The sequence below is a fragment of the Streptomyces sp. HSW2009 genome (genome assembly GCF_040240285.1).
GTDB lineage: Bacteria > Actinomycetota > Actinomycetes > Streptomycetales > Streptomycetaceae > Streptomyces.
This window is the reverse complement of the sequence record NZ_JBEHZD010000049.1, coordinates 1-24,826: the sequence shown is the minus strand read 5'-3', so window position 1 is coordinate 24,826 and position 24,826 is coordinate 1. Positions and strand designations below refer to the sequence as shown.

21 protein-coding genes are annotated in these 24,826 nt (G+C 74.0%); 15 read left to right on the top strand and 6 right to left on the bottom strand.

Annotated elements, in window-relative coordinates; translation table 11 throughout:
* The 5 genes from AAHZ94_RS06560 to AAHZ94_RS06540 all read left to right on the top strand — a co-directional run.
* Positions 1-685 (top strand): discoidin domain-containing protein (locus tag AAHZ94_RS06560; RefSeq protein WP_349991306.1); only part of this gene is annotated, 685 nt, incomplete at its 5' end.
* A 215-nt stretch (positions 686-900) separates the two neighbouring features.
* Positions 901-1,248: a DUF6191 domain-containing protein gene (locus AAHZ94_RS06555; protein WP_349991304.1), complete on the top strand. Its 348-nt coding sequence runs from the start codon at positions 901-903 to the stop codon at positions 1,246-1,248.
* A 660-nt stretch (positions 1,249-1,908) separates the two neighbouring features.
* Positions 1,909-3,435 carry a glycosyl hydrolase family 18 protein gene (locus tag AAHZ94_RS06550; protein WP_349991302.1) on the top strand — a complete coding sequence of 509 codons (1,527 nt, stop codon included), beginning with the start codon at positions 1,909-1,911 and terminating at the stop codon, positions 3,433-3,435.
* Positions 3,436-3,920: 485 nt separating this feature from the next.
* Complete coding sequence (locus AAHZ94_RS06545; RefSeq protein WP_349991300.1) at positions 3,921-4,436, top strand: lytic polysaccharide monooxygenase auxiliary activity family 9 protein; 516 nt, start codon at positions 3,921-3,923, stop codon at positions 4,434-4,436.
* Positions 4,437-4,845: 409 nt separating this feature from the next.
* Positions 4,846-5,463 carry a TOPRIM nucleotidyl transferase/hydrolase domain-containing protein gene (locus AAHZ94_RS06540; protein ID WP_349991298.1) on the top strand — a complete coding sequence of 206 codons (618 nt, stop codon included), beginning with the start codon at positions 4,846-4,848 and terminating at the stop codon, positions 5,461-5,463.
* Positions 5,464-5,689: 226 nt separating this feature from the next.
* On the opposite strand, the gene AAHZ94_RS06535 is transcribed toward AAHZ94_RS06540, so the two are convergent.
* On the bottom strand, positions 5,690-6,898 hold the full coding sequence (locus tag AAHZ94_RS06535; protein WP_349991297.1) for a lactonase family protein: 1,209 nt from the start codon (positions 6,896-6,898) through the stop codon (positions 5,690-5,692).
* Positions 6,899-7,418: 520 nt separating this feature from the next.
* Positions 7,419-7,910: a hypothetical protein gene (locus AAHZ94_RS06530; protein ID WP_349991295.1), complete on the bottom strand. Its 492-nt coding sequence runs from the start codon at positions 7,908-7,910 to the stop codon at positions 7,419-7,421.
* A gap of 400 nt (positions 7,911-8,310) precedes the next feature.
* On the opposite strand from AAHZ94_RS06530, the gene AAHZ94_RS06525 reads away from it, so the two are divergent.
* The gene (locus tag AAHZ94_RS06525) at positions 8,311-9,630 is read left to right on the top strand and encodes a trypsin-like serine peptidase (RefSeq protein WP_349991293.1); all 1,320 of its coding nucleotides are present in this window, start codon (positions 8,311-8,313) and stop codon (positions 9,628-9,630) included.
* 74 nt (positions 9,631-9,704) lie between these two features.
* Here AAHZ94_RS06525 and AAHZ94_RS06520 read toward each other — a convergent pair whose 3' ends face one another.
* The 3 genes from AAHZ94_RS06520 to AAHZ94_RS06510 all read right to left on the bottom strand — a co-directional run bounded on the left by AAHZ94_RS06520 (position 9,705) and on the right by AAHZ94_RS06510 (position 11,724).
* Positions 9,705-10,517 carry an SAM-dependent methyltransferase gene (locus AAHZ94_RS06520; RefSeq protein ID WP_349991291.1) on the bottom strand — a complete coding sequence of 271 codons (813 nt, stop codon included), beginning with the start codon at positions 10,515-10,517 and terminating at the stop codon, positions 9,705-9,707.
* Positions 10,518-10,745: 228 nt separating this feature from the next.
* Complete coding sequence (locus AAHZ94_RS06515; protein ID WP_349991290.1) at positions 10,746-10,955, bottom strand: hypothetical protein; 210 nt, start codon at positions 10,953-10,955, stop codon at positions 10,746-10,748.
* A gap of 130 nt (positions 10,956-11,085) precedes the next feature.
* Entirely contained in the window at positions 11,086-11,724 is a 639-nt protein-coding gene (locus AAHZ94_RS06510) for a restriction endonuclease (protein WP_349991289.1), read from the bottom strand.
* Between the two features lie 850 nt (positions 11,725-12,574).
* Here AAHZ94_RS06510 and AAHZ94_RS06505 point away from each other — a divergent pair.
* The 9 genes from AAHZ94_RS06505 (at position 12,575) to AAHZ94_RS06465 (ending at position 22,995) form a co-directional block, all read left to right on the top strand.
* Positions 12,575-13,378, top strand: coding sequence for a cupin domain-containing protein (locus AAHZ94_RS06505; protein ID WP_349991287.1), 804 nt, complete (start codon positions 12,575-12,577; stop codon positions 13,376-13,378).
* Positions 13,375-14,391: a hypothetical protein gene (locus tag AAHZ94_RS06500; protein WP_349991286.1), complete on the top strand. Its 1,017-nt coding sequence runs from the start codon at positions 13,375-13,377 to the stop codon at positions 14,389-14,391. The genes AAHZ94_RS06505 and AAHZ94_RS06500 overlap by 4 nt, the downstream gene beginning before the upstream one ends.
* On the top strand, positions 14,388-15,467 hold the full coding sequence (locus AAHZ94_RS06495) for an Rcat domain-containing protein (RefSeq protein ID WP_349991284.1): 1,080 nt from the start codon (positions 14,388-14,390) through the stop codon (positions 15,465-15,467). The genes AAHZ94_RS06500 and AAHZ94_RS06495 overlap by 4 nt, the downstream gene beginning before the upstream one ends.
* Entirely contained in the window at positions 15,464-16,369 is a 906-nt protein-coding gene (locus AAHZ94_RS06490; RefSeq protein WP_349991283.1) for a hypothetical protein, read from the top strand. The genes AAHZ94_RS06495 and AAHZ94_RS06490 overlap by 4 nt, the downstream gene beginning before the upstream one ends.
* Positions 16,370-16,452: 83 nt before the next feature.
* Positions 16,453-17,058, top strand: coding sequence for a hypothetical protein (locus AAHZ94_RS06485; protein WP_349991282.1), 606 nt, complete (start codon positions 16,453-16,455; stop codon positions 17,056-17,058).
* A gap of 280 nt (positions 17,059-17,338) precedes the next feature.
* Positions 17,339-19,168 carry an asparagine synthetase B family protein gene (locus AAHZ94_RS06480; protein ID WP_349991281.1) on the top strand — a complete coding sequence of 610 codons (1,830 nt, stop codon included), beginning with the start codon at positions 17,339-17,341 and terminating at the stop codon, positions 19,166-19,168.
* 90 nt (positions 19,169-19,258) lie between these two features.
* Positions 19,259-20,650 carry an aldehyde dehydrogenase family protein gene (locus AAHZ94_RS06475; RefSeq protein ID WP_349991280.1) on the top strand — a complete coding sequence of 464 codons (1,392 nt, stop codon included), beginning with the start codon at positions 19,259-19,261 and terminating at the stop codon, positions 20,648-20,650.
* Positions 20,651-20,663: 13 nt separating this feature from the next.
* On the top strand, positions 20,664-21,557 hold the full coding sequence (locus tag AAHZ94_RS06470; RefSeq protein WP_349991278.1) for a LysR family transcriptional regulator: 894 nt from the start codon (positions 20,664-20,666) through the stop codon (positions 21,555-21,557).
* A gap of 91 nt (positions 21,558-21,648) precedes the next feature.
* Entirely contained in the window at positions 21,649-22,995 is a 1,347-nt protein-coding gene (locus AAHZ94_RS06465; protein WP_349991276.1) for an MFS transporter, read from the top strand.
* 257 nt (positions 22,996-23,252) lie between these two features.
* On the opposite strand, the gene AAHZ94_RS06460 is transcribed toward AAHZ94_RS06465, so the two are convergent.
* Entirely contained in the window at positions 23,253-24,560 is a 1,308-nt protein-coding gene (locus AAHZ94_RS06460) for a serine hydrolase domain-containing protein (RefSeq protein WP_349991275.1), read from the bottom strand.
* Positions 24,561-24,826: the final 266 nt, after the last annotated feature.

The following is a 24,826-nucleotide window of genomic DNA, read 5'->3' as shown; positions in this document are numbered from 1 at the left end:
GCCCCTTCACCCGCATCCGTCACACCTTTCCCCCCCCCCCCCCCCCGGCCCCGCGCCCCCCCCCCCGCCCGCGGGGGGGGCGGGGGGGCGGGCGCCCCGCCGGCGGCCCCGCCAGCGCACCTGGCCCCGGCCGCGGCTCGCGCTGCCGCTGACGCTGCTGGTGCTGCTCGGCGCGGCCTACGTCGCCCGCTCCCAACTCTCCGACGCGCTCACCTTCACCCAGGACCAGACCGGCAAGCCGGAGGCGCTGCGCCCCGACGGGAAGGGTGCGTCGAGCGCGGCCGAACGGCACCCGGCGAGCGCCGCCTTCGACGGGTTCAGCAACCGCTACTGGGCGCCCGGGCCAACCGGCCAGGCCACCGGCGAATACCTGGAGGCCACGTTCGACAAGCCGGTACGGCTGCGCAAGCTGCTCGTCATCGCGGGCCGCTCCCAGAACCAGGACGAATTCCTCACCCAGGCCCGCCCCGCCGAACTCACGGTCACCCTCACCGACAAGGACGGCGACCGCTCGACGAAGGGGATCAGCCTCAAGGACCAGCCCGGCCAGCAGACCTTCGACGTCCGCGGCTCCGACGTCGTACGCGTGCGCCTCACCCTCGACACGGCGTACGGGACCGGGGGCAAGGGTGAGGAGGGGCATCACGTCGCCGTCGCCGAGGTGGAGTTCTTCGGCCGGCGGTGAACGGAGGGCTCCGCTGGAGGCGGTCGACTGGCGTTCCCACGGCCGGGCGCGGGATGCGCGCCCACGGGTCGCGGAGCACGGGCCCGCCTACCGGCCGCTCCCTCCCGGTCCGCCGCCCGGCTCCGCCCCTCTGGCGGGAGCCAGGTTCCCCCAGCGCTGGGCCGGGCCGGTGCACGACGGGGGCGGGCCGGTGCCCGGAGGCGGATACTGCCGCTATGGGATTCGTCGTCTTCATGACGCTGCCGGGGTTGGTCATCGCGCTCACCGCGGTCGCGCTCGTCGATCAACTGCTGCTCCGCGCGGGGCGGGCCGGGCTCTCGCCCTGGCGCAACAGCGCCCGACAGGGGCAGATATCGGCAACCGGGTTCGAGCAGTTGCACGCCACCTTCTCGGCCGGGAAGCAGCACGAGCTCAAGGAGCGGCAGTCGTCGCTGGTGTTGCGGGACGACGAGGAGGACGGGGCGCCTCCGCACCGCACGACGGTGGACCTGATCGCGGGCACCGCGACCATCCGTACGGGGACTGGCGGCCGACGGTCCGGAACCGGGCGCCGGCCGTCCTGACCACACCGCGTCACCCGCGCCGTACCGGCGCCGGCCCGCGGACGGCCCTCCCCGCCACCACCGTGACGGCCATCGTCGCGATCGACAACGGCGGGTTTTGTGCTTGACGTTGCGCCCCGGCGCGTCGGGGCCTGATCTCCGACGGGCCCGCCCGGAACGGCCGTCACCCCGCTCCCCTCCCCCATCCAGCCGTCCGCGGACCAACCCGTGGCCGTACCACGCACCGCACCACGCGCCAACCCACCCGACGACCGCACGGCCACGCCCGGGCGGTCGGCCCGGGACCGCCCGTACCTGACAGACCATCATCGAAGGGGCCGGTGGCCAGGTAAGGGCTTCACCAAGTCCGGGGCGGTGGTTCGGAGCGATTTCGGCGGGTGAGCGGCGCCGTCCGGCCGCCGCGAGCACACCCGGCTCCGTACCCACGACGCCCCCACCGGTCCCGTCAGCACAGGCCCGTGCGGCCCCAGCGGTGGACCCGCGGCCCACAAGTCACCGAAAGGGGACGGCAGTCAGCGGGAAAATGACAACGGCAATTGGTCTAGTCCTATCTTGGTTCAGACCATTGACATGCCTATGACTGCGGGGATATTCCATAACCCCCAACCGCTGCGCACCCGGCAATTCCGGCGGTCCCCTTCTCACTCAGCTTGGATGAACATGAGACGCACGCGCTCGCTCCGCGCGGCCATGGCCGCGACCGTCACCGCTGTGGTCGCAACGGGCCTGACCATGGTCGGCAGTGGCACCGCCCAGGCGGAAACCCCTCTCCCCTCCCGCGTGTTCGCGCCCTACTTCGAAGCCTGGACCGGCGAAAGCCCGGCGGCCATGGCCGAGCAGGCCGGCGTGAAGCACCTGACGATGGCGTTCCTCCAGACGGAGGCCAAGGGTTCGTGTACGGCGTACTGGAACGGCAGCACGAGCATGCCGATCTCGCCCGCCACCTTCGGTGCCGACATCAAGACGATCCAGGGCCGGGGCGGCGACGTCATCCCGTCCTTCGGCGGCTACACGGCCGGCACCACCGGCACCGAGATCGCCGAGAGCTGCACCGACGTCGACAAGATCGCCGCGGTGTACCAGAAGGTGATCACCACCTACGACATCACGCGCCTCGACATGGACATCGAGGTCAACGCGCTGGACAACACCGCCAGCGTCGACCGCCGCAACAAGGCCATCAAAAAGGTCCAGGACTGGGCGGCGCAGAACAACCGCAAGTTCGAGGTGTCCTACACCCTGCCGACCACCACGCGGGGGCTGTCCGAGGGCGGTCTCGGGCTGCTGCGCAACGCGGCCAGCAACGGGACGCGCGTGGACGTGGCGAACATCATGACGTTCGACTACTACGACAACGCCCAGCACGACATGGCCAAGGACACCGAGACCGCGGCCCAGGGTCTGCACGACCAGCTCAACCAGATCTTCCCGGGCAAGACGGACGCGCAGCTCTGGGGCATGATCGGCGTCACCGAGATGCCGGGCGTGGACGACTTCGGGCCGGCCGAGACCTTCACCCTGGCCAACGCCAAGTCGGTGTACAACTGGGCGGTCGCCAAGAACATCAACACGCTGTCGATGTGGGCCCTCCAGCGTGACAACGGTAGCTGCCCCGGCGGCGGCGCCCGCGACAACTGCTCCGGCATCGAGCAGAACACCTGGGACTTCAGCCGCATCTTCGCCCCGTTCACCAGCGGCAACACCACCCCGCCGAAGAACGACTTCTCGGTGTCCACCACGCCCGGCTCGGGTTCGGTCAACGCCGGTAGCACCGCCACCACCACGGTGAAGACCGCCGTGACCGCCGGCGAGGCGCAGACGGTCGACCTGAGCGTCAGCGGCGCGCCCAAGGGCATCGCCACCTCGCTCAGCCCGCGTTCCGTGACGGCTGGCGGCTCCGCCACGCTCACCTTCACCGCAGCCCCTGAGGTGAAGTCGGGCACGTACACGATCAACGTCACCGGCAAGGCCGGCGACACCAGCCACTCCGCCGCGTACACGCTGACCGTCGTCGGCGACAACGGCGGCCAGTGCTCGGCCACCCCGTGGTCCTCCGGCACCGTCTACACCGGCGGCCAGCAGGTCTCGCACAAGGGCCACACCTGGAAGGCCAAGTGGTGGACGACGGGCGAGGAGCCCGGCACCACCGGCGAGTGGGGCGTCTGGCAGGACCTCGGCGCCTGCTGATCCCGCACCTCCCGCACCCTGATGCCCGGCAGGCGGTCGCCTGCCGGGCATCACCCTTTCCCCGCCCCTCCCGTACACCCCGCGCACCACCGCACGCCCCGTGCACATCCGACGATCGCGTACGCGCCGTACGCGCCGCACGTGCCCGACGGCTGTCGCCCCGCGCCCTGCGCCGCCGCGGCCAGCCGGGCTCGGACCCGGCCCGGGTGAACGGCTGCCCCGCCCTGGAGGGCGCCACAGGCCGGCATCTGACGATTCGTCAGTCACGTACGGCAACGTGGCGCGCACGGGAAGAGTTCGTTACGAACAAACTCTTGACCGTGTCCCGACAATCAGTATGGTCTAGACCAAGAGGCGGTGTGGGCTGCCCCCACAGGACGCCGACGCCCCGCGCCCCACGCCAGGTCGCCGTCCGCACCACCCGCACCCCACACCGCCTGCGGCCAATACCTGCCTCCGGGCAGGCCCCCACCCAAGGAGCCGACATGAACGGTAAGAAGAAGCTCGCCGTCACCCTCGGCGCGGCCGTAGCACCGCTGCTGGCCGTCTGCCTTCCCGCCAACTCGGCCAGCGCCCACGGCTACATCTCCTCGCCCCCGAGCCGCCAGGCCCAGTGCGCGGCCGGCACGGTCGCCTGCGGCCCCATCAAGTACGAGCCGCAGAGCGTGGAAGGCCGCAAGGGCCTTCGGAGTTGCAGCGGCGGCAACGGCCGGTTCTCCGAGCTCGACAACGACGCCAAGGGCTGGAAGGTCACCCCCGTCAGCCGCTCCACCAGCTTTAGCTGGCGGCTGACGGCCCGCCACTCCACCAGCACCTGGCAGTACTACGTGGGTGGCACCAAGGTCGCCGAGTTCAACGACCACGGTGCCCAGCCGGGTTCGGTCGTGAACCACCAGGTCAACTTCGGCCAGTTCTCCGGCAAGCAGAAGGTGCTCGCGGTGTGGAACATCGCCGACACCGCCAACGCGTTCTACGCCTGCGTGGACGTCGACATCCGCTGACCCGGGGCCATCCGCACCACACCGCGCCCGGAGCGACACGTCGGGGGCGCGGCCCGAGCACGAACGGCGGGGCGCCGGCCCCCACCCCTCCCGCACCCGATCGCGCGCACCCGCGCGCGAGGGCGGCGGGTACGGGGCGGGGCCGGCGCCCCGCTGGCCTGTCGACCCGTCCCGCCCTACCACGGCACAGCCCGCCTCGGCGCGACCGGAACCGACCCGCACGGTGACGGTCAGGATCTTCTCCCCCCGGCGCGGCGGTCCGCTGCTCCCGGCGGTCCGCCGGCACGGCAGGGGGCACGGGGCAGGGGCGGCGGTGGCGGGCGACGGGCGTGTCCGCCGGGGCACAGGGGCGGGGCGGGGCGGCGGAAAATCCCTGTCCTACGGGCCGGTGAAGGCCGAGACTCCTCCCATGGTGGAGATGGAGAGGTTCCGGGGTGCGGTCACCGCCTGGGCGGCCGGCGGCCCCGGTGACCTGGCACGCGAGTTGGCCGGGCGGCTCGCGGTACGGACCGTCGTACTGCTCGAAGGGCCGAGCGACGCCGCTGCCGTCAGCGCGGCGGCCGACGGTCGTGGCCGAAACCTGGCGGCCGAGGGGGTCTGCGTGCTGTCGATGGGCGGCGCGATGAGCGTCGGGCGCTTCACGCAACTCCTCGGGCCACCCGGTCTCGGTCTGCGGCTGACCGGACTGTGCGACGTCGCGGAGCGCGGCTTCTACGACCGCGGCCTGGAGCGGGCCGGCGCGGCGGGACGGGACTTCTTCGTCTGTGATGCGGATCTGGAGGACGAGCTCATCCGCGCACTCGGCGTGGACCGGGTGGCGGAGCTGATCGGGGCGCAGGGCGATCTGCGGTCCCTGCACACCTTCCTCCGCCAGCCGGCGCAGCAGGGTCGTAGCCCACAGGCACAGTTGCGGCGCTTCCTGGGCACGAAGAAGGGGCGCAAGATCCATTACGGGCGAGCCCTCGTCCAGGCCCTCCCTCCCGACCGGCTCCCCGCTCCCTTGGACGACTTGCTCGCCAGCCTGTGACCCGCGCCCCCGTCCACGGCCTCGCCCACGACCTCGCCCGCCGCACCGTCCGCCGATGAGCCGTACGACGTCTGGCGGCCCGCACGACAGCCAGCGGCCCCGTACAACGGCCAGTTCACCCAGCTCGCCGCGTGACTGCCGCGCAAAGGCGGCGCTCCGCCCCGGCCCACGTGTTGCGGGGGTGGTGGGCCGGGGCGGGCGGGGGTGCGGTGGGGCCGCTGTGCACTTAGATCGGGAGGACGCACCCGAGGGAGACGGTGTTGAACGGGGCGCCGGACGCGGCGAGTGCGCCCGTCGCGGTGTCGACCGTGAAGGTGCCGACCGTGTTGCCGTACTGGTTGCCGGAGAACAGCAGGTTCCCCCGGGGCGACAGGCTGATGTGCCGTGGCCAGGAGCCGCCGCACTTGATGGTGTCCAGCAGCCGCAGGGTGGCCCCGCCGTCGGCGACGGCGAACCGCGCGATGCTCTCGTGCCCGCGGTTGGACAGGTAGACGAACCGCCCGTCGGGCGAGACGACCACCTCGGACGGGTAGTTGCGGGTGCCCGGGTTGGTGCCGTCGGGCAGCGTCGGCTGGCTGGCGCCGCGGGTCAGCACGCCGGTGGCCGGGTTGTACGGGCACACCGTGATGGTGCTGTCCAACTCGTTGGCCACGTACGCGTACGGGGCCGTCGGGTGGAACACCATGTGCCGGGGCCCGGCGCCGGGCACCGACTTGACCTCGGACACCGGGCGCAGCACGCCGTTGTCGAGCCGGTAGGTGTACACCTTGTCGGTGCCCAGGTCGACGGCGAAGACGAAGGCGCCCTTGGGGTCCGTGAGGATCTGGTGGGCGTGCGGCCCCTCCTGCCGGCTCGGGTCGGGTCCGGAGCCGACGTGTTGCACCACGGAGGTGCGGGCGCCCACGCTGCCGTCGCTGTTGACGACGTTCGCGGCGACGCTGCCGGCGCCGTAGTTGGCGCTCAGCACGTAGCGCCCGCTCGGGTGCACCGAGAGGTGGGTGACGTTGGCGCCGCCGGTGGACTGGGCCTGGCCGAGCGCGGTCAGCCTCCCTCCGGCACCGATGGCGAAGGCCCGTACGGCACCCTCGCGCCGGGCGTTGTCCAGCGCGTAGAGCACCTTCCCTGAGGGCGCGAGCGCCAGGAAGGAGGGGTCGGTCACCGCGGCGAACGTGCTCTTCTTCGTGAGCGCGCCGGTCGCGGTGTCATAGGTGCAGGTGATGATTCCGCTGCCGTACGTGCCGAGGAAGGCGGGCCGCAGTTCGGCGGCGCCGCGGCGACCGGGGAACGGCGCCGGCGCGGCCTGCGCGGCAGCGGCTCCGCTGCCCAGCACGGCGGCGCCCAGCACGCCGGCACCGAGCGATCCGACGAAGGAACGGCGTCCGAAGCCGGAACCTGAGTCGCTGCGGAGGGGGCGCTCCGAGCGGTGTGGGGACATGGTGGGGACCTTTCGACACCTGAGGTGGGTGTGACATGTATTTGTCAAAGAGACTGCTGCTTCGCACGGCTGAGGTACAGACCAATTACCGCCAAGGGGGGCGGACGGCGTCCGACACGCCCGATACCCACCCGGTCGGGGGGTCTGTCTGGGCGCAGGTGGCGGCACTACGCCGCGAGCTTGCGAGGCCGACCCGGCTGGCGCCCGCCCCCCCTGACGCCCACCCGGCCGGCGCCTGCCCCCATCCGGTGCCCACCCGGCCGGTGCCTGCCCCCATCCGGTGCCCACCCGGCCGGTGCCTGCCCCCATCCGGTGCCCACCCGGCCGGCGCCCGTCTCCCTGACGCCCACCTGACCGGCGCCCGCCCGCTGCCACACGATCGCCAACGGCGGGTGCCCAGGCATCGGGCTGCACCACGCCCGTCGACTCAAGGCCACGTACACCGGGCCATGCCCGAGACCTCCCGCCTACACAGCCCCAACTCGCCGGCTGGGCGGGAGGCGCACCAGGCGATGGCCAGTCACACACCGGTGTTCTGTTGGCGGCGGCGCCGTTCACAGCGCCGTTCCGCCCTGCGGGCCCGTGAGCGTTCCCGCCGCTCGTCCCGGAGCCGACGGCTGCGCTCCAGGCGTCTCGCCTCTCGGGCCGCATCCGTATGGCGCCACGCGCACCAAGGCACCAGGGCGCCAACGGTCAGCAGCACAGCCACGACGATCCAGTGGCCGGTGGAGGTTCCCATGGACAGGGTGACGGCGGCCCCGGCGATCGCACCGGCCGAGTAACCCAGCGCCGGCCGCCAGTCCCTCCGGTAGGCGCCGAACTTGGCCAGCACCCCGAGCGGCCACGGCGCGATGACAACGCCCGCGAAGTACTTCCAGCCGCTGTCGGGGATGGCACACCCTCCCGCCCGGGGATGCGGATCGCATTCCGTGGCCACCAGCCCCGCCAGTCCCCAGCCGAACCACAGCACCAGCCCCGCCGCGCAAGCCGCCCCCACCCAGTTAGCACGCATGCTCGAATCATAGGGGGACGGGCAGCCACAACTCCGGCGCAAATGACCACCCTCTGACGGCGACCAGCCGTCACACCAGCCTCTACCCATGGCCCGCCCTCACCGCTCCCGCGGGGCTCCCCCACCTCGCCGCGGCCTCCTCCGTACGGGGCGTTCGGGCCGGAGCCGTACCGGTCGTACGAGCCGGAGCGTGCGCGAACCAGCGGCGGAGACAGGGCAGCCGCAGTCCGTGCAAGATGCCGCCCCGGTGGGGTCTAACTGACGGGATGTTATGGCCAGTTGGGAGTTCTCCGGCCGGGACGGTCGTGCCAGGCTCCGCAGCGGCGAAGCACGGCCCCTGCGGGAACGCGACGGCCTGCGCCCGCCCGACACCCGCTTTCCCCCCGAAGGAGTGTGTGTGATGCCGCCCATCAGACGAGCCGTCAGGCGAGGGGGCCGCATCGGCGGCCTCGCGGTCGCCGTTGCCGGGTTGCTGGCCGCCGGCTTCGGGCCCGGCTCCGCACCGGCAGCCGCGGCACGCCCCGACGCGGCGCCGGCAGCCACCGTCCCGGCCGTGGCCCCCGCTCCCCCAACCGCAGCCGCAACCGTTCCCGCGACGCCAGCACCGGCCGCGCCGGCAGCCACGCCGGCCGGGACCGCCACGGCCACCGATCTGACCCTGCGCTACGGCGCCACCGGCCACTCCTGGCGTACGGAGATACGCTCGCCCGGCTCCTCGTACGTCAAGGTGCACTTCGCCGCGCTCAAGCTCGTCGCTGGCGACCGGGTGACCGTCGCCTCGCCCGACCGGCGCGAGGTGCACACCTACTACGCGGACCGCAGCCGCGGCTCGGACTACACCGAGCACGGCGGCCCCGGGTTCGCCGCGCTCTCCATCGACGGCGACACGGCGGTGGTCACCCTCCACGCGCGCGGGGCCAGGGACGCCGACCGGCTCGCGCGGCGCGGCTACGGCGTCGAGATCGACCGGTACTTCCGCGGGTACACCGCCACCGAGCGCGCCGCCAAGCAGCCGGGGTCGCGCAGCGTGTGCGGCGGCGACGCCCGCCGGGACGTGGCCTGCTACCAGACCAGCCACCCGGTGGAGTACGCGCGCGGCAACGCCGTCGCCCGCCAACTCCTGCGCGGCGTCGGCCACTGCACGGCCTGGCGAGTGGGCAACACCAACCGCATGCTCACCAACCAGCACTGCCTGGAGAACGCGGCCGACCTGCGTGCCAGCGAGTTCCAGTTCGACTACCAGTGCGCGACCTGCGGGGGCAACAACCCGCGCCCCGGCACCAAGGTGAGCGGCCAACAACTGATCAGGCTGAGCGGGTTGAACGAACTCGACTACGCGCTGTTCAGCGTCAACAGCTTCGAGAGCATCCAGCAGTTCGGCACGCTCTACCTCGACCCGCGCACCCCCAGGGCCGGCGAGCGCATCTACATCCCGGGCCACGGCGACACCAAGCCCAAGCGGCTTTCCCTGTACGAGGAGTCCGCGTCCGGCGCCACCTGCAAGATCGACGTCGTGTCGTCCGGCGTGAACACCGGCTACCGGTGTGACACCTCGGGCGGCAACTCCGGCTCCCCCGTCCTGGCCGGTTCCTCACACAAGGTCATCGCCCTGCACCACCTCGGCGGCTGCCCGAACTGGGGCACCCGGATCTCGCTGGTGTACGACCAGATCAAGGGCGACATCGACAACACGGAGACCGCACGGGGCACGGCCGGCTGAGCTGTTGGGACGGGCCGGCTCCGGCGGGCCGGCCCGGTTCGGCGCGCTCCCGCGAGCCGGCGCGGGGCTCTCGGTCAGGGCTTGCGCGCCACCCCGCCGTACATCGCGACCCCGTGGTCGGGCACGTCGCGCTGTGCGTCGCCGGGACGCCAGTGGTGCACCAGCACCACGCCGGGGTCGAGCAGGTCGAGGCCGGCGAAGAACGCGCAGGTGCGCTCGTACGACCGCAGCCGCAGCGTCATGCCGCGCCGGGCGTACTCCTGCGCCACGGCCGTCATCTGCCGCGGTGCCGAATCCCCGGTCGCGGTGGTCAGGGCGAGGAAGCTGCCGCTGGGCAGCGCGTCCACCAGCCGCCGCACGGTGCCGTACGGGTCGTCGGCGTCCTTCAGGAACGGGACGACGGCGATCACGCTCAGCGCCGTCGGCCTGGAGAGGTCGAGGGTGGCGCGCACCTCGGGCGAGGCGATGATGCCGGCGGGGTCGCGGAGGTCGGCCCGCAGGAAGCTGGTGCCGCCCTGCGCGCCGCCCCGTAAGAGGGGCCTGGCGTGGGTCAGCACGGTCGGATCGTTGTCCACGTAGACGACCCGGCTCTCCGGTGCGATGCCCTGGGCCACCTCGTGCAGGCTGGGTCGGGTGGGGATGCCGGTGCCGATGTCCAGGTACTGGCGGATGCCCTCGGCGTGCGCCAGGTGGGTGACGGCCCGGTGCATGAAGGCACGGTTCTGCCGCATCGACAGGGGGAGCGAGGGCCACACCTCGCGCATCGCACGTCCGGCCGCCCCGGCGGCCGCGGAGTGGGTGGTGGCGCCGAGTATGTAGTCGTAGACCCGCGCCGGGTGGGCGATCGAGGGGTCGAGTGGGGACGGGTTCTCGCGGTCCTGCGTCATGTCTGCCTCTCTGGCCCCGGGCCCTGGTGCCGCCCGGGCCCCGCCCGGCCCTGGCCCCGGCACCACCGTCGTTCGGTGCGCCGCCACCTCCGGGTGTGGCGGGCGACGCGCCAGGCGGGTACAGCACCGGAAGGAGGCTTCTGTGTTTCTCTCGCGCCGGCACCGTACCGCGCAGCGCACCGACCACGAGACACGTCGCGCAACCCGCACTCTCCCCAACTTCCTTTTCTAGACGGCTAGTTGCTTTTCAGTGGCCAGGGTGATCACCGCCTGAAGGTCCATGGGTGTGCGTCGTGGGGTGGGGGCGCCGGCAGGCTGCTTCGCGCCGGGGTAGGCGCCCACATGCTCGCCTGGCTTCGCCGGCGCCGCGCGGGAGTCGGCCGGCCCGCCATCGGAGGCGAGCACCCCAGCGACCTCCCACCCCAAGCCCCGAGACACCCCGACACCTCCGCGCCCCCACGCGTCCGCACCCCCGCTGTCGCCGTCACAGCCACGCCCCCGCCGCGCCACACCCCGCCCGCCGCGCCATGCCGTGCCACCGTCAGGCGCGCCGCACCACTCCACCGAATCATGGCGAAGGAGTGGGGCGGCGTGGTGGAGGGATCGGGGCCACCAGTTCCCACAGCGGGCGGGAACCCGCGGCCCAAGCGCCCAGCAAGTGGCGGTCGACCAGATGGATCTGCTGTGCCCGGCCCCAGGGTATGGCGGGGGCGGAGAACCGGCCGTTGGTCAGCACGACCGCCACATCCGCCCCGTGCACCTGCCGTGCGGTGCCGTTGACCTGCTGCAACACTCCCACCCCGACGGCCGAGCCGCGCTCGCCGTCCCTGCGGTGCTTGCACTGGATCGCCCAGACCCGGCCAGCCGGATCGACAGCCTTGACGTCACAGGCGTCGTCCCCCGCGCCACCTATCCGCTCGGCCCGACAGCCGTCCCTGCGCATGAGGTCGCGCACGGCGACCTCGAACTCACTGTGGTGCAGCGCATCGAGCTCCGCCAGGCTCAGCCGCAACCCGCCGGCCCGCGCCCGCTCCCAGGCGGCGCGCTGCTTGAGCCACCCGTAACCGACCCACCCCGCGACGGCCGCGACGCCGACCAGCGCGAGCAGCGCCCACCAGTGCGCCAGCAGCCACTGGACGAGGGTGATCAGCACGACGAACCCGACGCCCACGGCGATCAGTTGGGACTTCAGCCGCCGTGAAGCCACACCGTTGCGCCGCCCGCCCGCGGGCCGGCGGCCCCGCGCCGGGCGCCTGACCCGGCGGGAGGCCGCGCCGTACGGCGAGCGGCGCGCCGTCCTGCGCGTAGGGCGGCGGCTCATCGGACCCCACCCCACAGCCCCGTACGAAACAGCCCCGTCCGAAGGTCACACGCACGCGGAGGCCGGACCGGCGGTCGGGACCGATGTCCTGCCCCTGCACACACCCACGCCCCGCCGACACTCCCCGCCCCCCACGTCCGGCCGTCGCGCCGGGGCGCCGTCCCACCCGCACCCCACCGCAACCGGGGGTCGCTCCGCCCCGCGGGCCCCGGTCTGCGCACCCCGGCGCACAAGCCCCTCGCCGTCTCTAAGTCGACCCTCGCCATCCCCGTACTCCTCCCCCTCCCATCGGCGCGCCGCCGGCCTCACCTCCGCGGCCGGTCCGCCGCGCGCACGCCTGTCGCACGGCGGTCGACGTACGCCGATCTACCCGCGCTCCACCATCAGACCACGCGCCACTGACAATGCGCTGAGCTCACGTCACGTTGTGCAGTCGCCGGCCGCGGGTCGCGGGCGGTCCGTGCGTCACCCACCGCCGCCCCTGACGCCGGGTTGTCCCGGCCCGACCACCCAACCGCCAGCCGCCCGACCGCCCGACCGCGGAGGCGGGCCATCCGCTCGCCGAGGGCCGTGGAGTGGCGTATTCCGCCAGGTCAAAGCGCCCACGGGCGTGACCATGAGCGGGCATTCAGCCGAGGTTTGGTGCCTGTCAGGGACCAATCCGTCCACAGGCTCCCGCTGTCGCCGATCAGCGCCTTACGATGCACGAGGGTGGACACGGGACACGGGGGGTTGGATGTCCAGCATGCCGCGCGGTGATGCGTCGTCGGCTGATGCGGTGCACACGCTCGGGGCCGGGGGGCCCCGGCAACTGAGGCGACTGGCGGGGCGGCTGCCGGCCGGTGTCGAGCTGTACGGGCTCCAACCCGGTGGCAGCATCCTCTTCGCCGACCGGGACGGGGCGCGTGAACTCGGGCCCGAGCGGGAGTTCCTGCGCTTCATCGACGACGGCCAGTTCGCGCACTACCTGGTCGGGGACGCGGCGACCTCGCCGGAGCGGCCGTCCAACGCGACGGTCAAACTCGGTGTCGTCGGGCCGCGCAGCGCCTTCACCCCCCACGCGCACGGGGGCGAACACTTCGTCCTCAGCCTCGGCCACGCCAGTTGCGGCCTCTACGACGCGGACCGCGCCGAGGTCACCGAGGTGCCGCTGGTGCCCGGCATGATGATCCGCATCCCGGAGATGATGCCCCACTCGTTCGGCAACCGCAGTGGGGAGCCGCTGACCATCCTGGCCGCCAACACCGGCTACGGCATCGACCACGAGGACTACGCGATCACCGCGGCCGAGGCCGAGCGGCGTTCGGCTGTGCCCGCGCACGGCGGTACGGCGCTGACCACCGTCCCCCGCATCGGCGCTGGCACCCGTACCAGCACCGACACGACTACCGGCACCAGCACCGACTTCGCTGCGCTCGCCGCGGCCCTGCGCGACATCGAGGGCGTCCAGCGGCTGCGCGGCACGAGCAGCACGACGGTGCGCGAGCGCCTGGCCGCCCGGCTGCGCACCCTCGCGAACGTGCTGGAGGGGCCGCGATGATCTGTCCGCGCTGTGAGACCTCACTGCTGCGCAAGGAGCGGCCCCACAACACCTGTAGCACCTGCCACCAGCGCTATGCGCTCGATCCCAAGACCAATCTGCTCAGACTGCACGACCTGCGCATCCGCCGGGTCCTCGGGAAGCTCACGGACGAGGGGCGGCTGCCGTGCGCGCCCGGCCAACTGTGGTACGCGCTCTCCCGCCGTTCGCTGCGGGACCAGGGCATCGAGTGGGGTTGCTTCGGCGTGCCCCTGTTCGCCGGCATCGTCGTCATCTGCATCGGCCTCGCCGCGGCCACCTTCATGCTCGTCCTCGGTTCCGTCCTGCTCGCGGTGGCCGTGAGCTACCTGGTGGCCGCGGCGCTCGGGTTCGGTCGGGGCAAGCCGGACATGCCGCGCGCGGACTTCTGGAAGATGGTGCTCGACCCCTGGCGGGACGTGTACGGCGAGCTGCCGCGCGGGGTGGTCGACGACCGGAGCCATCCGACGCCGGGGCCGTTCCCGGCCGGTGAACCGCGGACCACGCTGCTGTGTTCCGACCCGTCCATCGCCGCCTTCCTCGGCGCCGCCGACCTGCGCCTGCGGTACGGCGTCCACCTCGCGCGCGAGGTCGGCGACGTACTGCCGAGCGGGCCGGTGATCGTGCTGCACGACGCGAGCGCGCACGGGCTGGTCGCCCCTCCGCGCACCCGGGCGGCCCTGCCGGGGCGGCACGTGATCGACGCGGGGCTGCCGCTGCGCACGGTGCGGGCCCTGCCGAACGCGGTGCCGCTGCGCGAGTCCAAGCCCGACCGGGCGACGATGGACGAGCTCACCGCGAGCGGCCAGTACACCCCCGACGAGCTCAAGTGGCTGCGCAAGGGGTGGACGTTCCCGCTGGTCGCGGTACCGCCCGCGCGCCTGCTCAGCGTCGTGGAGCGGATCGCCGAGCAGGCGGGCCGGCCCGCGGCCCCCCCGCGGCAGCAGGCCGCCACCATCGGCTTCCTGACCTGGCCCACCGCGGCGGGGCCATGATCTGCCCGCACTGCAAGGTCAGCATCAGGTTCAGAGAACGGACGGGCGGCACGTGCGCGCGCTGCCGGGAGCCGTTCGCCCTCGACCCCAGGCTGCACGGCAAGGGCATGCACGACCTGCGCATCCTGCGGCGGGCGAAGGAGGTCACGCAGGACGGGCGGCTCCAGGTGACGCTGCACCAGTTCTGGTACCTGGCCCGCTCGGCCAACCCGTACCGGGGCTGGATCGAGGCCCGCCACACCCGTACCGTCACCGGCTGGCTGGTGGCCCTGCCCCTGTCCGCGGGGCTCGTCGCGGTCGCCTTCCTGGTTCCCTTCCCGCCCGCCGTCAGCTACTGGCCCCACCTGCTGGTGTCCGCGATGCTGCTGCGCTGGGCGGCGCACCGACGGGACGACGACCATCCCAGGATTCCGCCGAAAGCCGACATCACGCCCGACGAGTACACGTTCCGCAGGCTGCTCACCGACCATTGGGTGAAGCAGTACGAGGGGCTGCCGCCGGGGATCATCGACGAGCGGGAGTACGCCGACCCGGCTCACGTACCGACCGAACCGGTGGCCGTGCTCCTCAGCCCTGGCCGGGCGGTGTCCGTCTTCCTCACCGCCAACGGGATCGTGCAGCGGCTCGCGGTACACCTGGCCACCACCCTGGACGACCTGCCTCCGGACGTGCCGGTGATCGTGCTGCACGACGCGAGCGCGACGGACGTCCTGCGCGTGGCCGTGGTGCGGGAGGCGCTGCCCGACCGGGTGGTCATCGACGCCGGCCTGTCGGCCCGGGTCGCCCACGGCCGGCAACTCGTCCGGCTGGTGAAGCCCACCGAGGTCAGCGCTCGGCAGTTGCGCTCCGAGGTCGGGATGGACGGGGAGTTGGCGACCTGGTTGGCCGACGGCTGGTACTCGCCGCTGGCGGCGGTGCCGCCGGCGCGGCTGGAGGCCGTCGTCGAACACGCGGTGCGGCGGGCGGTGGCGCTCGGCCGCCGGGAACGGGCACGCCGTCAGGAACTCGCCGACACCGGCTTCATGAGCTGGCCGGCGCAGGCCGGTCCTACGACACAGGAAGGCGATTCAGCATGACCGCACTGGGCTCGCAGGCCCGCCCCGGTGGTGGGCGGCGTGTCGGCCGGGCGCCGCTGGCCGGCGGCCTCGCGGCGCAGCTCGTCGACCGGGCGATCACGGTGGCCGCCCGGCGCGCCGGCGACCCCGGCGGCATCCGCTTCACCGAGCGGCAGCTCTACTACGCGACCTGCCGGGTGCTGCGGCCGGTGCCGCCCGGGCTGCGTCGCATCCCCCGCTCCCCGGGCCCCGCCTTGCGGCTGCCGGTCTTCACCCGGGCGCTGGCCGCGCGCACCGCGCCGGTGCCCGGGCTGTTGGACGCCGCGTCGTTGGAGTCCGCCGGGCCCGCGGCCGGCCCGGCCCGGGAGCCCGATCTGTACGACTACGGGCTGCCGCGGCTGCTGGTCTGCCAGGACCTTTCCATCGCCCGCATGTTGGTGGCCAACCACGTGCACCTGGAGGCGGCCGGCCCCGTGCTGTCGGCCGCGGAGTGCCGGCCGCTCGACCCGCGCCTGCTGGCCGGGCTGGCGCGGGCCGGGGGTGCGACCGTCCATGTGCTGCCCGACGCGAGTCCGGCCGGGCGCGCCCTCCCCGGCGAGCTGCGGGCCGCCGTGGCGGAGGTCCCGGGGGTACGGGTGGTGTCGCTGGGGTTGGCGCCGCGGCACGCCACCGCGCTGCACCTGGCGTCGGGGCGCGCCCGCAGCCCCCTGCCGCGACCGGCTCCGCTGCCCAGGGGCCTGCGTCCGCACGAGGTGGCGTGGCTGGCCCGGGGCCGGTTCACGCAGGTCGCCGCCGTACCGCCGGACCGGCTGCTGCGGGCGGTGCTGCGCCTGACGCGCGGGCCGCGAGCGCCTCGGCAGTCGGTCCTGACCGAGCTGCGTGACCTGCGGGCGGCCGGCTTCATGACCTGGCCGACGTCGTGAGGCCGTCGGCGTACCGCACCACCCGGGGCAGCCAGTTGCCCGCCCACCGCACACCCGAGGACCACAGACGATGAACCGGCCACGTGAGATCGGCTATACGGACGAGCTGCTCGCCGACGGCAGTGTGCACCGCCGCTACGAGGACGGCCGGCAGGAGTGGCGTCGACGGGGCACGGGGGGCGGGGGGGGCGGGGCCCCCCCCCCCGGGGGCCGCGGGGCCGGGCGGGGGTTGGGGGGGGGGCCCCGGGGGGGGGGGGGGCCGCGGGGGCCGGGGGGGGGGGGGGCCGGGGCCCCCCGACCGCGAGGCCGCGGGCACGGACGAGTTGTTGGGCGAGGGCATCATCAAGCGCGTCGCCGCGGACGGGACGGTCAGCTACGGCCGGGACATCGGTTACGGCCGCACCCTGTGGGGCCGTGGCGAGCGCGTCCTGATCAACCGGACCTCCTTCGGTGGCCGCACCGGCGCCGTGCTCGGCGCGCTGGGCGTGGCCACCCTGGCCATCACCGCCGCGCAGTTCCCGCCGGTGAGCCTGACGCCGGCCGAGGAGGAGGCGCTGCGCCAACAGCAGGCCGCCCAGTCCGCTCAGGGCGGCAGCGGAAGCGGGGACACGGGCGGTGGCGAGGACGAGGGCTGGGAAGGGAGCTGGGACGCGGACGACGGCGGCTGGGCCGACGACGACTTCGGCTGAGCCGACGCTGCGGCCGGTGCTGTTCGGCCGGGCCACACCGTCGGTACGGGCCCGGGGCCGGTGGCCCGGCCACCCGTCTGCCGCCTTCGGGTCCGTCCCCGCTCCCGGCCCCGCCCCTGTTGCCGGTCCTGCCTCCCGCCCCGCCTCCCACCCTGCCGCCGATTCCGCCGTCAGCCCCGTCCCGGCTCTGCCCTCCACACTTCGGCACTGCCCTACATCAGCACTTCGCCACTTCCGTCACTTCAAGGCGAGACTTCAGTTCAAACGAGAGGAGTCGTCCATGGCGCGCCTGTGCGCCGCGCTGGCCCCGGATGCCGGGGAGGCCCGGGCCCACCTGACCGCCATGGGGGCCGTCTGGGGCAACGGCGCGGAGCCCCGCGCGGGCGCGCGCCCGGGGCCGGTTGCGGCGTCGGACACCGCCGGGCCCGCGCACCCCGACCCCGCCGCCGGCCCCACCGCCAGCCTCGGCCTGGTCACGGGCGAGCCGGGGCACGCGAGCGGCCCGTTCGCCGCGCGCGGGCTGACCGGGGTCGGCGAGGTCACGGTGCACAACCGGGCCGAGCTCCTGGCCGCGCTCACCGGCGCGGGCGCGGCGGTCCCCGCGCACTGCACGGACGGGGAGTTGCTGCTGCGCTGCTGGGCGGTGCTCGGGGAGGCCGGCATCGCGCTGGCCGACGGCATGTTCGCGCTGGCGGTCGCGGACGGCCGGGACCTGCTGCTGATCCGGGACCACGTCGGGGCCCGTACGCTCTTCTACGCCCGGGCGGCGGGCTGTTGGGCTGCGTCGAGTTCGCTGCGGGCGCTGCGCCGCTGGCCGGCCCTGGGCACCGGGCTGCACCTGGCGGCCGTCCGCTCGTTCCTCACCTTCGCCTACCTGCCCGGCGACGAGACGCTGCTGCGCGGCGTGCACGAGGTGCTGCCCGGTCGGGTGCTGCGGCTCGCGGCCGACGGTACGCACACCGAGCGGGTGTACTGGGAGCCACGGGAGCAGATCGCGGAGCCGGTGCCCGAGGACCCGGCGGAGGCCGTGCTCACGCTGCGCGCGGCGCTTGAGGAGGCCACGGCCCGGCGGCTGCCCGCCGCGGAGGCGGTGGCGGTGCTGCTCTCCGGCGGGATCGACAGTTCGCTGGTGACGGCGCTGGCCGCGAAGGCGCACGGGCACCCGGTCCACACGTACTCGATCAGCTTCGGCGACGAGCTCCCGCACGAGTTGGGTTACTCGGGTCTGGTCGCCGCCCACTGCCACACCCGGCACCGGGTGCTGACCGTCTCGGGGGACGCGGTCGCCGCGCGGCTGGCGGACGCGGCGGCGCTGTTGGACAGTCCGGTAGGCGATCCGCTGACCGTGCCCAATCTGCTGCTGGCCGAGGCGGTCGCCGGGGACGGGCTGCGGGTGGTGCTCAACGGCGAGGGCGGCGACCCGGTCTTCGGCGGGCCGAAGAACCTGCCGATGCTGGTCGACGAGATGCACCGGGACCCGGCGGGGACGGGCGAGGACCGCGCCACCGCCTATCTGCGCTCGTACCGCAAGTGCTGGACCGACCTGCCGCGGCTGCTGACGCCGGAGGCGCTGCGCGCGTTGGCCGACGCCCCTGAGCCCCAGCGGTTCGTCGCCCCGTACCTGATGGCCCCGGACCGGATGCGGTACCTGCTCAACCAGTTGTTGCACTGCAATCTGCGCACCAAGGGCGCCCACCACATCCTCACCAAGGTGGAGCGGCTGACCGCCTCCCAGGGGTTGCAGGGGCGCTCGCCGCTGTTCGACCGGCGCGTCATCGACCACGCCTTCGCCACGCCGCCGGCGTTCAAACTGCGCGGCACGGTGGAGAAGTGGGTGCTCAAGGAGGCGGTGCGGGACCTGTTGCCGGCGACCGTCGTCGACCGGCCCAAGAGCGGGATGCGGGTGCCGGTGCAGCAGTGGCTCAGCGGTCCGCTGCGGGACCTCGGCCACGACCTGTTGCTGGGGCGGGCGGCGCGGCAGCGCGGGCTGTTCCAGCCGGAGACGATCCGCACCTGGCTGCGCGGCGAGGGCACCCTGCTGCCGCGACAGGGCGGCAAGCTGTGGCTGGTCCTCACCCTCGAACTGTGGCTGCGCTCGTACGACCTGTGAGGCGCACGCCAGCCACCCCGCCGGCCGGCACTGCGGGCCCGGCGACAGGGCCGCCACCAGCAATGACACCACCATCAGGAGGATGTGGGCATGGACACCTCGACACGCGGTTCGGCCTCCGTTCCGCTGCTCGATCCGCGCACCGGTCGGGTGCGCGGCACTGCGGACGCGGGGCGCGAGGGCGAGGTGGCGGAGGCCGTCGCCGCCGCGCGGGCGGCCCGGCCGGGCTGGGGCGGGCTGACCCCGCGGGAGCGGTCGCAGCGCCTGGAGCACCTGGCCGCGCTCGTCGCCGAGCAGGCCGACGCCTATGCGCAGCGGGAGTGCGCGGGGACGGGCAAGCCGGTGGACGAGGCCGCCGGGGAGGTGGCGCAGGTGGTCGATCTGCTGCGGTTCTACGCCTCGGCCGTACGGGCCCAACTAGCGCCGGCGGCCGGCCGGTTGGTCGCCGGGCACGAGAGTTGGGTGCGGTGGGAGCCGATGGGTGTGGTGGGGGTGATCGTGCCGTGGAACTACCCGCTGCTGATGGCGGCCTGGCGGTGCGCGCCGGCCCTGGCGGCGGGGAACACGGTGGTGGTCAAGCCCGCGGAGTCCACGCCCGACTCGCTTGAGCTGCTGGCGGAGCACGCCGCCGAGGCGCTGGGCCCCGGTGTGCTGGCGGCGCTGCCGGGCGACCGGACGACCGGCCGGCTGTTGGTGGCCGCCGACGTGGACATGGTGGCGTTCACCGGCAGCGGAGCGGCCGGCCGCGATGTGGCGGCCCGCGCCGGCACCCGCCGGGTCAGCCTCGAACTCGGCGGCAACGCCCCCGCGCTGGTGCTGCCCGACGCCCCGGAGGACACCTGGGAGCAGTTGGCCGCGGCCTGTACGTACAACGCGGGGCAGAGCTGTGCGGCGCCGGCCCGGGTGATCGCGTTGCAGGAGGACTACGGGCGGGTGGTGGAGCGGCTGTCGCAGGCGATGGCGCAGCGGCTGGCCGGGCGGGACTTCGGGCCGCTCAACAACGCCGACCAGGTGGCCCGCTTCGACCGGATCGTCACCACGTCGGCGGCCGGGCACAGCGCCGTGGCGAAGGTGGCGCCGGGGCCGGGCGAGGAGGGTGGGCTGTGGCGCGCGGCCCGGGTGCTGGCCGATCTGCCGGACGATGACCCGGCGGTGCTGGAGGAGGTGTTCGGCCCGCTGCTCACCGTGCAGGCCGCGCCCGACATCGATGCGGCCCTGGCGCTGGCCGACGGGGTGCCGCAGGCGTTGGCGGCCAGCGTGTGGACCCGGGACGTGGCGGTGGGGCTTGCGGTGGCGGGTCGGCTGAACGCGGGCGAGGCGTGGCTCAACTGTCATCTGGTGCAGACGGCGGAGCTCCCGCACGGCGGCCGGGGCGCGTCGGGGCACGGCACGGACCTGAGCGTGCTGGCGCTGCACGAGTACCAGCGGCCGAAGACGATCACGGCGCGGCTGGCGATCGGGCCGGCGGGGCACGGCGGGTAGTGGGGGCGGGCGGATGTTGGAGCGGTTGGAGATCGAGGCGCTGATCGTGCTGGCGGAGGAGTTGCACTTCGGCCGCACGGCCGAGCGGCTCCATGTGTCGCGGGCCAGGATCAGCCAGACCATCACGGGGTTGGAGCGGCGCATCGGCGCCCCGCTGTTCGAGCGCACCAGCCGCAGCGTCCGGCTGACGCCGCTGGGGCAGCGGCTGCACGCCGAGGTGGCCCCCGGCTACCGGCGCATCACCGCGGCCGTGGAGCAGGCGCGGGCCGCGGCGCGCGGGGTCGACGGGGTGCTTGCGGTCGGCTATCTGGGCACGGCCGCCGGCGAGTTCGTGATGGACGTGGTACGCGCCCTCGCCGGTCGGCATCCGGGCACGGAGGTGCACATCCACGAGACGCAGATCAAGGACATGTTCGGGCCGCTGCGGTCCGGCCGGGTGGAGCTGTTGGTCACCCAACTCCCGGTGCTGGAGCCCGATTTGGAGTGCGGCCCGGTCGTGCTGCGGCTACCCAGGATGCTGGCCGTGGCGACCAACCACCCGCTGGCCCGCCGGGCGACGGTCTCCGTGGAGGACCTGGCCAGGGACCGCGTCTTCGCCTGCCTCGGGGACGTACCCGGGTACTGGCAGGAGCATCTGGCCCCGGCGCTCACCCCCACCGGTCAGCCGGTGCGGCGCGGCAGGTCGGCGGCGACGTTGCAGGAGACGCTCGCCATGGTCGGGGCGGGGCAGGGCATCACGCCGGTGGCCGCGGACGTGGCCCGCACGTACGCACCGCGCGGGGTGGCGTACGTGCCCTTCGACGACGCCGAACCGTTCGAGTACGGGCTGGTCTGGCGGGCCGGCGGGGACACCGCCCGGGTGCGGGCCTTCGTCGAGACGGCGGAGCAAGTGGTCGCTGCGGCCTGATCGCGGCGCTGCACGATCGGTAAGTCAGGCTTACCGGTCGTTGCGCAGGTACGGGCTGTTGCGGCGCCGGTCGGCGGCAAGTCTGGAGGGCGTGACACACGATCCTGTTTGCATCGCCGCACCAGCGCCGGCCCGCGCCGATGGGCCCGGCCCCGCCTCCCCTCCCACTCCCCCGGCATCGGCTTCCCTGCCTCCGGGCCCCGCTCCGGACCTGACCGCGGCCGGGGCTGGGGCCGAGGCCGCGCCCACCGGGCCGCCGCCGACGTCGAGTGCCACGGCACCACCGCCCGCCCGCCGCGAGCGTCCCGCCGCCGCGCTCCTCGCCCTGGCGCTCGGGGCGTTCGCCGTCGGCACCACGGAGGTCGTCATCGCCGGCCTGCTGCCGGAGGTGGCCGCCGGCTTCGACGTGTCGCTGACCACGGCCGGGCTGCTGGTCTCGGGGTACGCGGCGGGCATGGTGGTGGGCGCCCCGCTGCTGACCGTGCTGGGCGCGCGGGTGCCCCGCAAGCGGATGCTGCTGTGGCTCGCCGGCCTGTTCGTCGTGGGCAGCCTGCTCAGCGCGCTGGCTCCCGGCTTCGAGGTGCTGCTGGTGGGCAGGGTGCTGTCGGCGCTGGCGGGTGGGGCGTACGTGGGCATCGCCGCGGTGGTCGCCGCCGACGTCGTGGCGCCCGAGCGCAAGGCGAGTGCCATCGCCATGGTCTTCATGGGGCTGAGCCTGGCCAATGTGGTGGGTGTGCCGGGCGGTACGGCGCTGGGGCAGGCGTGGGGGTGGCGGTCCACGTTCTGGGCAGTCACCGGCCTCGGCGTGGTGTTGCTGGTGGCGCTCGCGCTGCTCGTACCGCTGGTTCCGGTCACCGCGGGCAGCGATCTGCGGAGCAGGCTGACGGTGTTCCGGCGTGGCCGGGTGTGGTTGGCGCTGGCGGCCACGGCCTTCGGCTGGGCCCCGTTCCTGACCGTGCTCACCTACATCGCCCCGCTGCTGACCGACGTGACCGGGTTCGCCGAGCGCACCGTGCCGCTGGTACTGGTGCTGATCGGGCTCGGCATGGTGGTGGGGACGCCGCTGGCCGGCCGGCTCGCCGACCGGGCCCTGCTGCCGACGCTGTACGGGGCGCTGGTCGGGCTGGTGGTGGCCTCGCTGCTGCTGCTCGCCGCCGTGCACAGCAAGCCCGCCGCGGTGCTCGGCTTCCTCCTCTTCGGCCTGGTCGGTGCCGCCGTCATCCCGCCGCTCCAGACCCGGGTGTTGGCGAGCGCGGACGGCGCGGGCGATCTGGCGTCGGCGGCGAACATCTCCGCGTTCAACATCGGCAACGCGGGGGGCCCGCTGTTGGCGGGCGGGGCGCTGTCGGCCGGCTGGGGGCTCACGGCCCCGCTGTGGATCGCGGCCGTGCTGGGCGCCGTCGGCCTCGCCTTCGGCGCCGCCGGCAACCGCCGCTGATACGGCCCGGGCGGGCGACGGTGCACGCACGGTGCACGGTCGCCAGCCCGGGCCGGGCCCACTCATTGCGGCTGGGCAGCACCGGGGCGGGCGCTATCGGGGGCGGCGACACCGGGGGCAGAACACCGTGCCGACACCGCCGAGGCCAGGCATCACCCCAGAGCAAGGCACCACCACGGCCGGCGCCACCCGAGCCAGGCACCGCTCCGGGGCAAGACACCACCCAAGCTCGGCACCGGCATGCGCCCCCAGCAGGCTCACTTCCCGCAGAACTCGGCCTCGAAGATCTGGTCGTAGGAGCCCAGCCAGTCGCTGTTGACGTTGAAGGACAGCGCGTGCTCGCCGTGTGCGGTGGCCCGCGTGTGTGAGATGGAGCCCTGGATGCTGCCGCTGTGGCCCCACAGTGCGCCGCACGAGGTCTGTTGCTTCATCAGGCCGAGCCCGTAGGAGTACGGCGATCCGGGGCTGATGGAGACCGTAGTCGTCATCTCCGTGAGCTGTTCGGGCTTCAGCAGCCGGCCCGAGAGCAGGGCCCGGTAGAACTTGTTGAGGTCGCCCGCGGTGCTGATGGCTTCGCCGGCCGCGTCCGCCGGCGACGGGTTGAACGAGGTCACGTCGTAGACCGGGCTGCCCGGCGCGCCCTGCCCGCCGAGTTTGCCGGTGAGCTGGGAGTACGCCCGGGCGCTTGGCTGCGGCATGGTGGCCGAGGTGCCCGGCAGGGTGGTGGCGTCCAGGTGCAGCGGGCGCAGGATGCGCCGCTCGACCTCGCGAGCGTAGGGGCGGCCGGTGACCCGCTCGATGATCATGCCGGCGAGTACGTAGTTGGTGTCGGAGTAGTGCCAGCCGGCGCCGGGGTCGAAGTACGGCGGGTGGGACATGGCGAGGGCGGCGATGCGCTCGGGCGTCCAGGTGTCGTACCGGTGCTGGAGGAAGTCCGTACTGAACTCCAGCCGCATGAACTCGGGGTCGTCCGTGTAGCTGTAGATGCCGCTGGTGTGGTTGAGCAACTGGCGCAGCTTGATCCGGGTGCCGTCGTGGCCGTTGCCGCTGACCACTCCGGGCAGCCAGTGGTCCACGGTGTCGTCGAGGTCGAGCCGCCCCTCGCCCTCCAGTTGGAGCACCACCGTGGCGATGAACGTCTTGGTGATGGAGCCGACGCGGTAGCGCTCGTCGGCCTGGCGCGGGGCACCAGTGTGCAGGTCGGCCACGCCGGAGTGGCCGGCCCACGTCCCGCGGGCGCCGCTGGACCGCGCCACCATGCCGGGCACGCCGGCAGCGACGACCTCGTCCATGGCCTGCTGGGTGGTGTGGTGGTCGTCGCCGTGCGCCCGACCTGTCGGGGTCTGGGCCGCGGCGGCGGGCAGCGCGCAGGTCACCGCGAGGACGGCGCCCACGAGCGCCGTGAGGCCGCGGCGCACTGCGGGCCGGCCGGCGGCCCGGGTGCGTCGACGCGGAGGGCCGGACCGCTCCGGCGTGACCCAGTGGTCAAGGTCGGGGCCGGGGTCAGAGTCGGGGCCGGGGCCGGCCCGGTGGTGGCGGGCGGTGGTCGGCACGTGGTCGAGCACGGAGCGTCTCCTGTGGATCGCACGGGACTTGCGGACCCCCTCAGCCTCGCGGACCGCGCGGCCGGAGAGCACCCGGCCCGCCCCCGATCTTGGTCGGGGGCCAGCCCCACCCCGTACCGCAGCGTGGGGGGCCCCCGGGGGGGGGCCCCCCCGCCGCCCCCGGGGGGGCCGGGCGGCGGGGCGGGGCCCCCCGCCGCCCCGGCCAAGGGGGTATGAGGACGATGCGCGTTGCATGCGTGGGCGCCGGACCCGGCGGGCTGATGCTC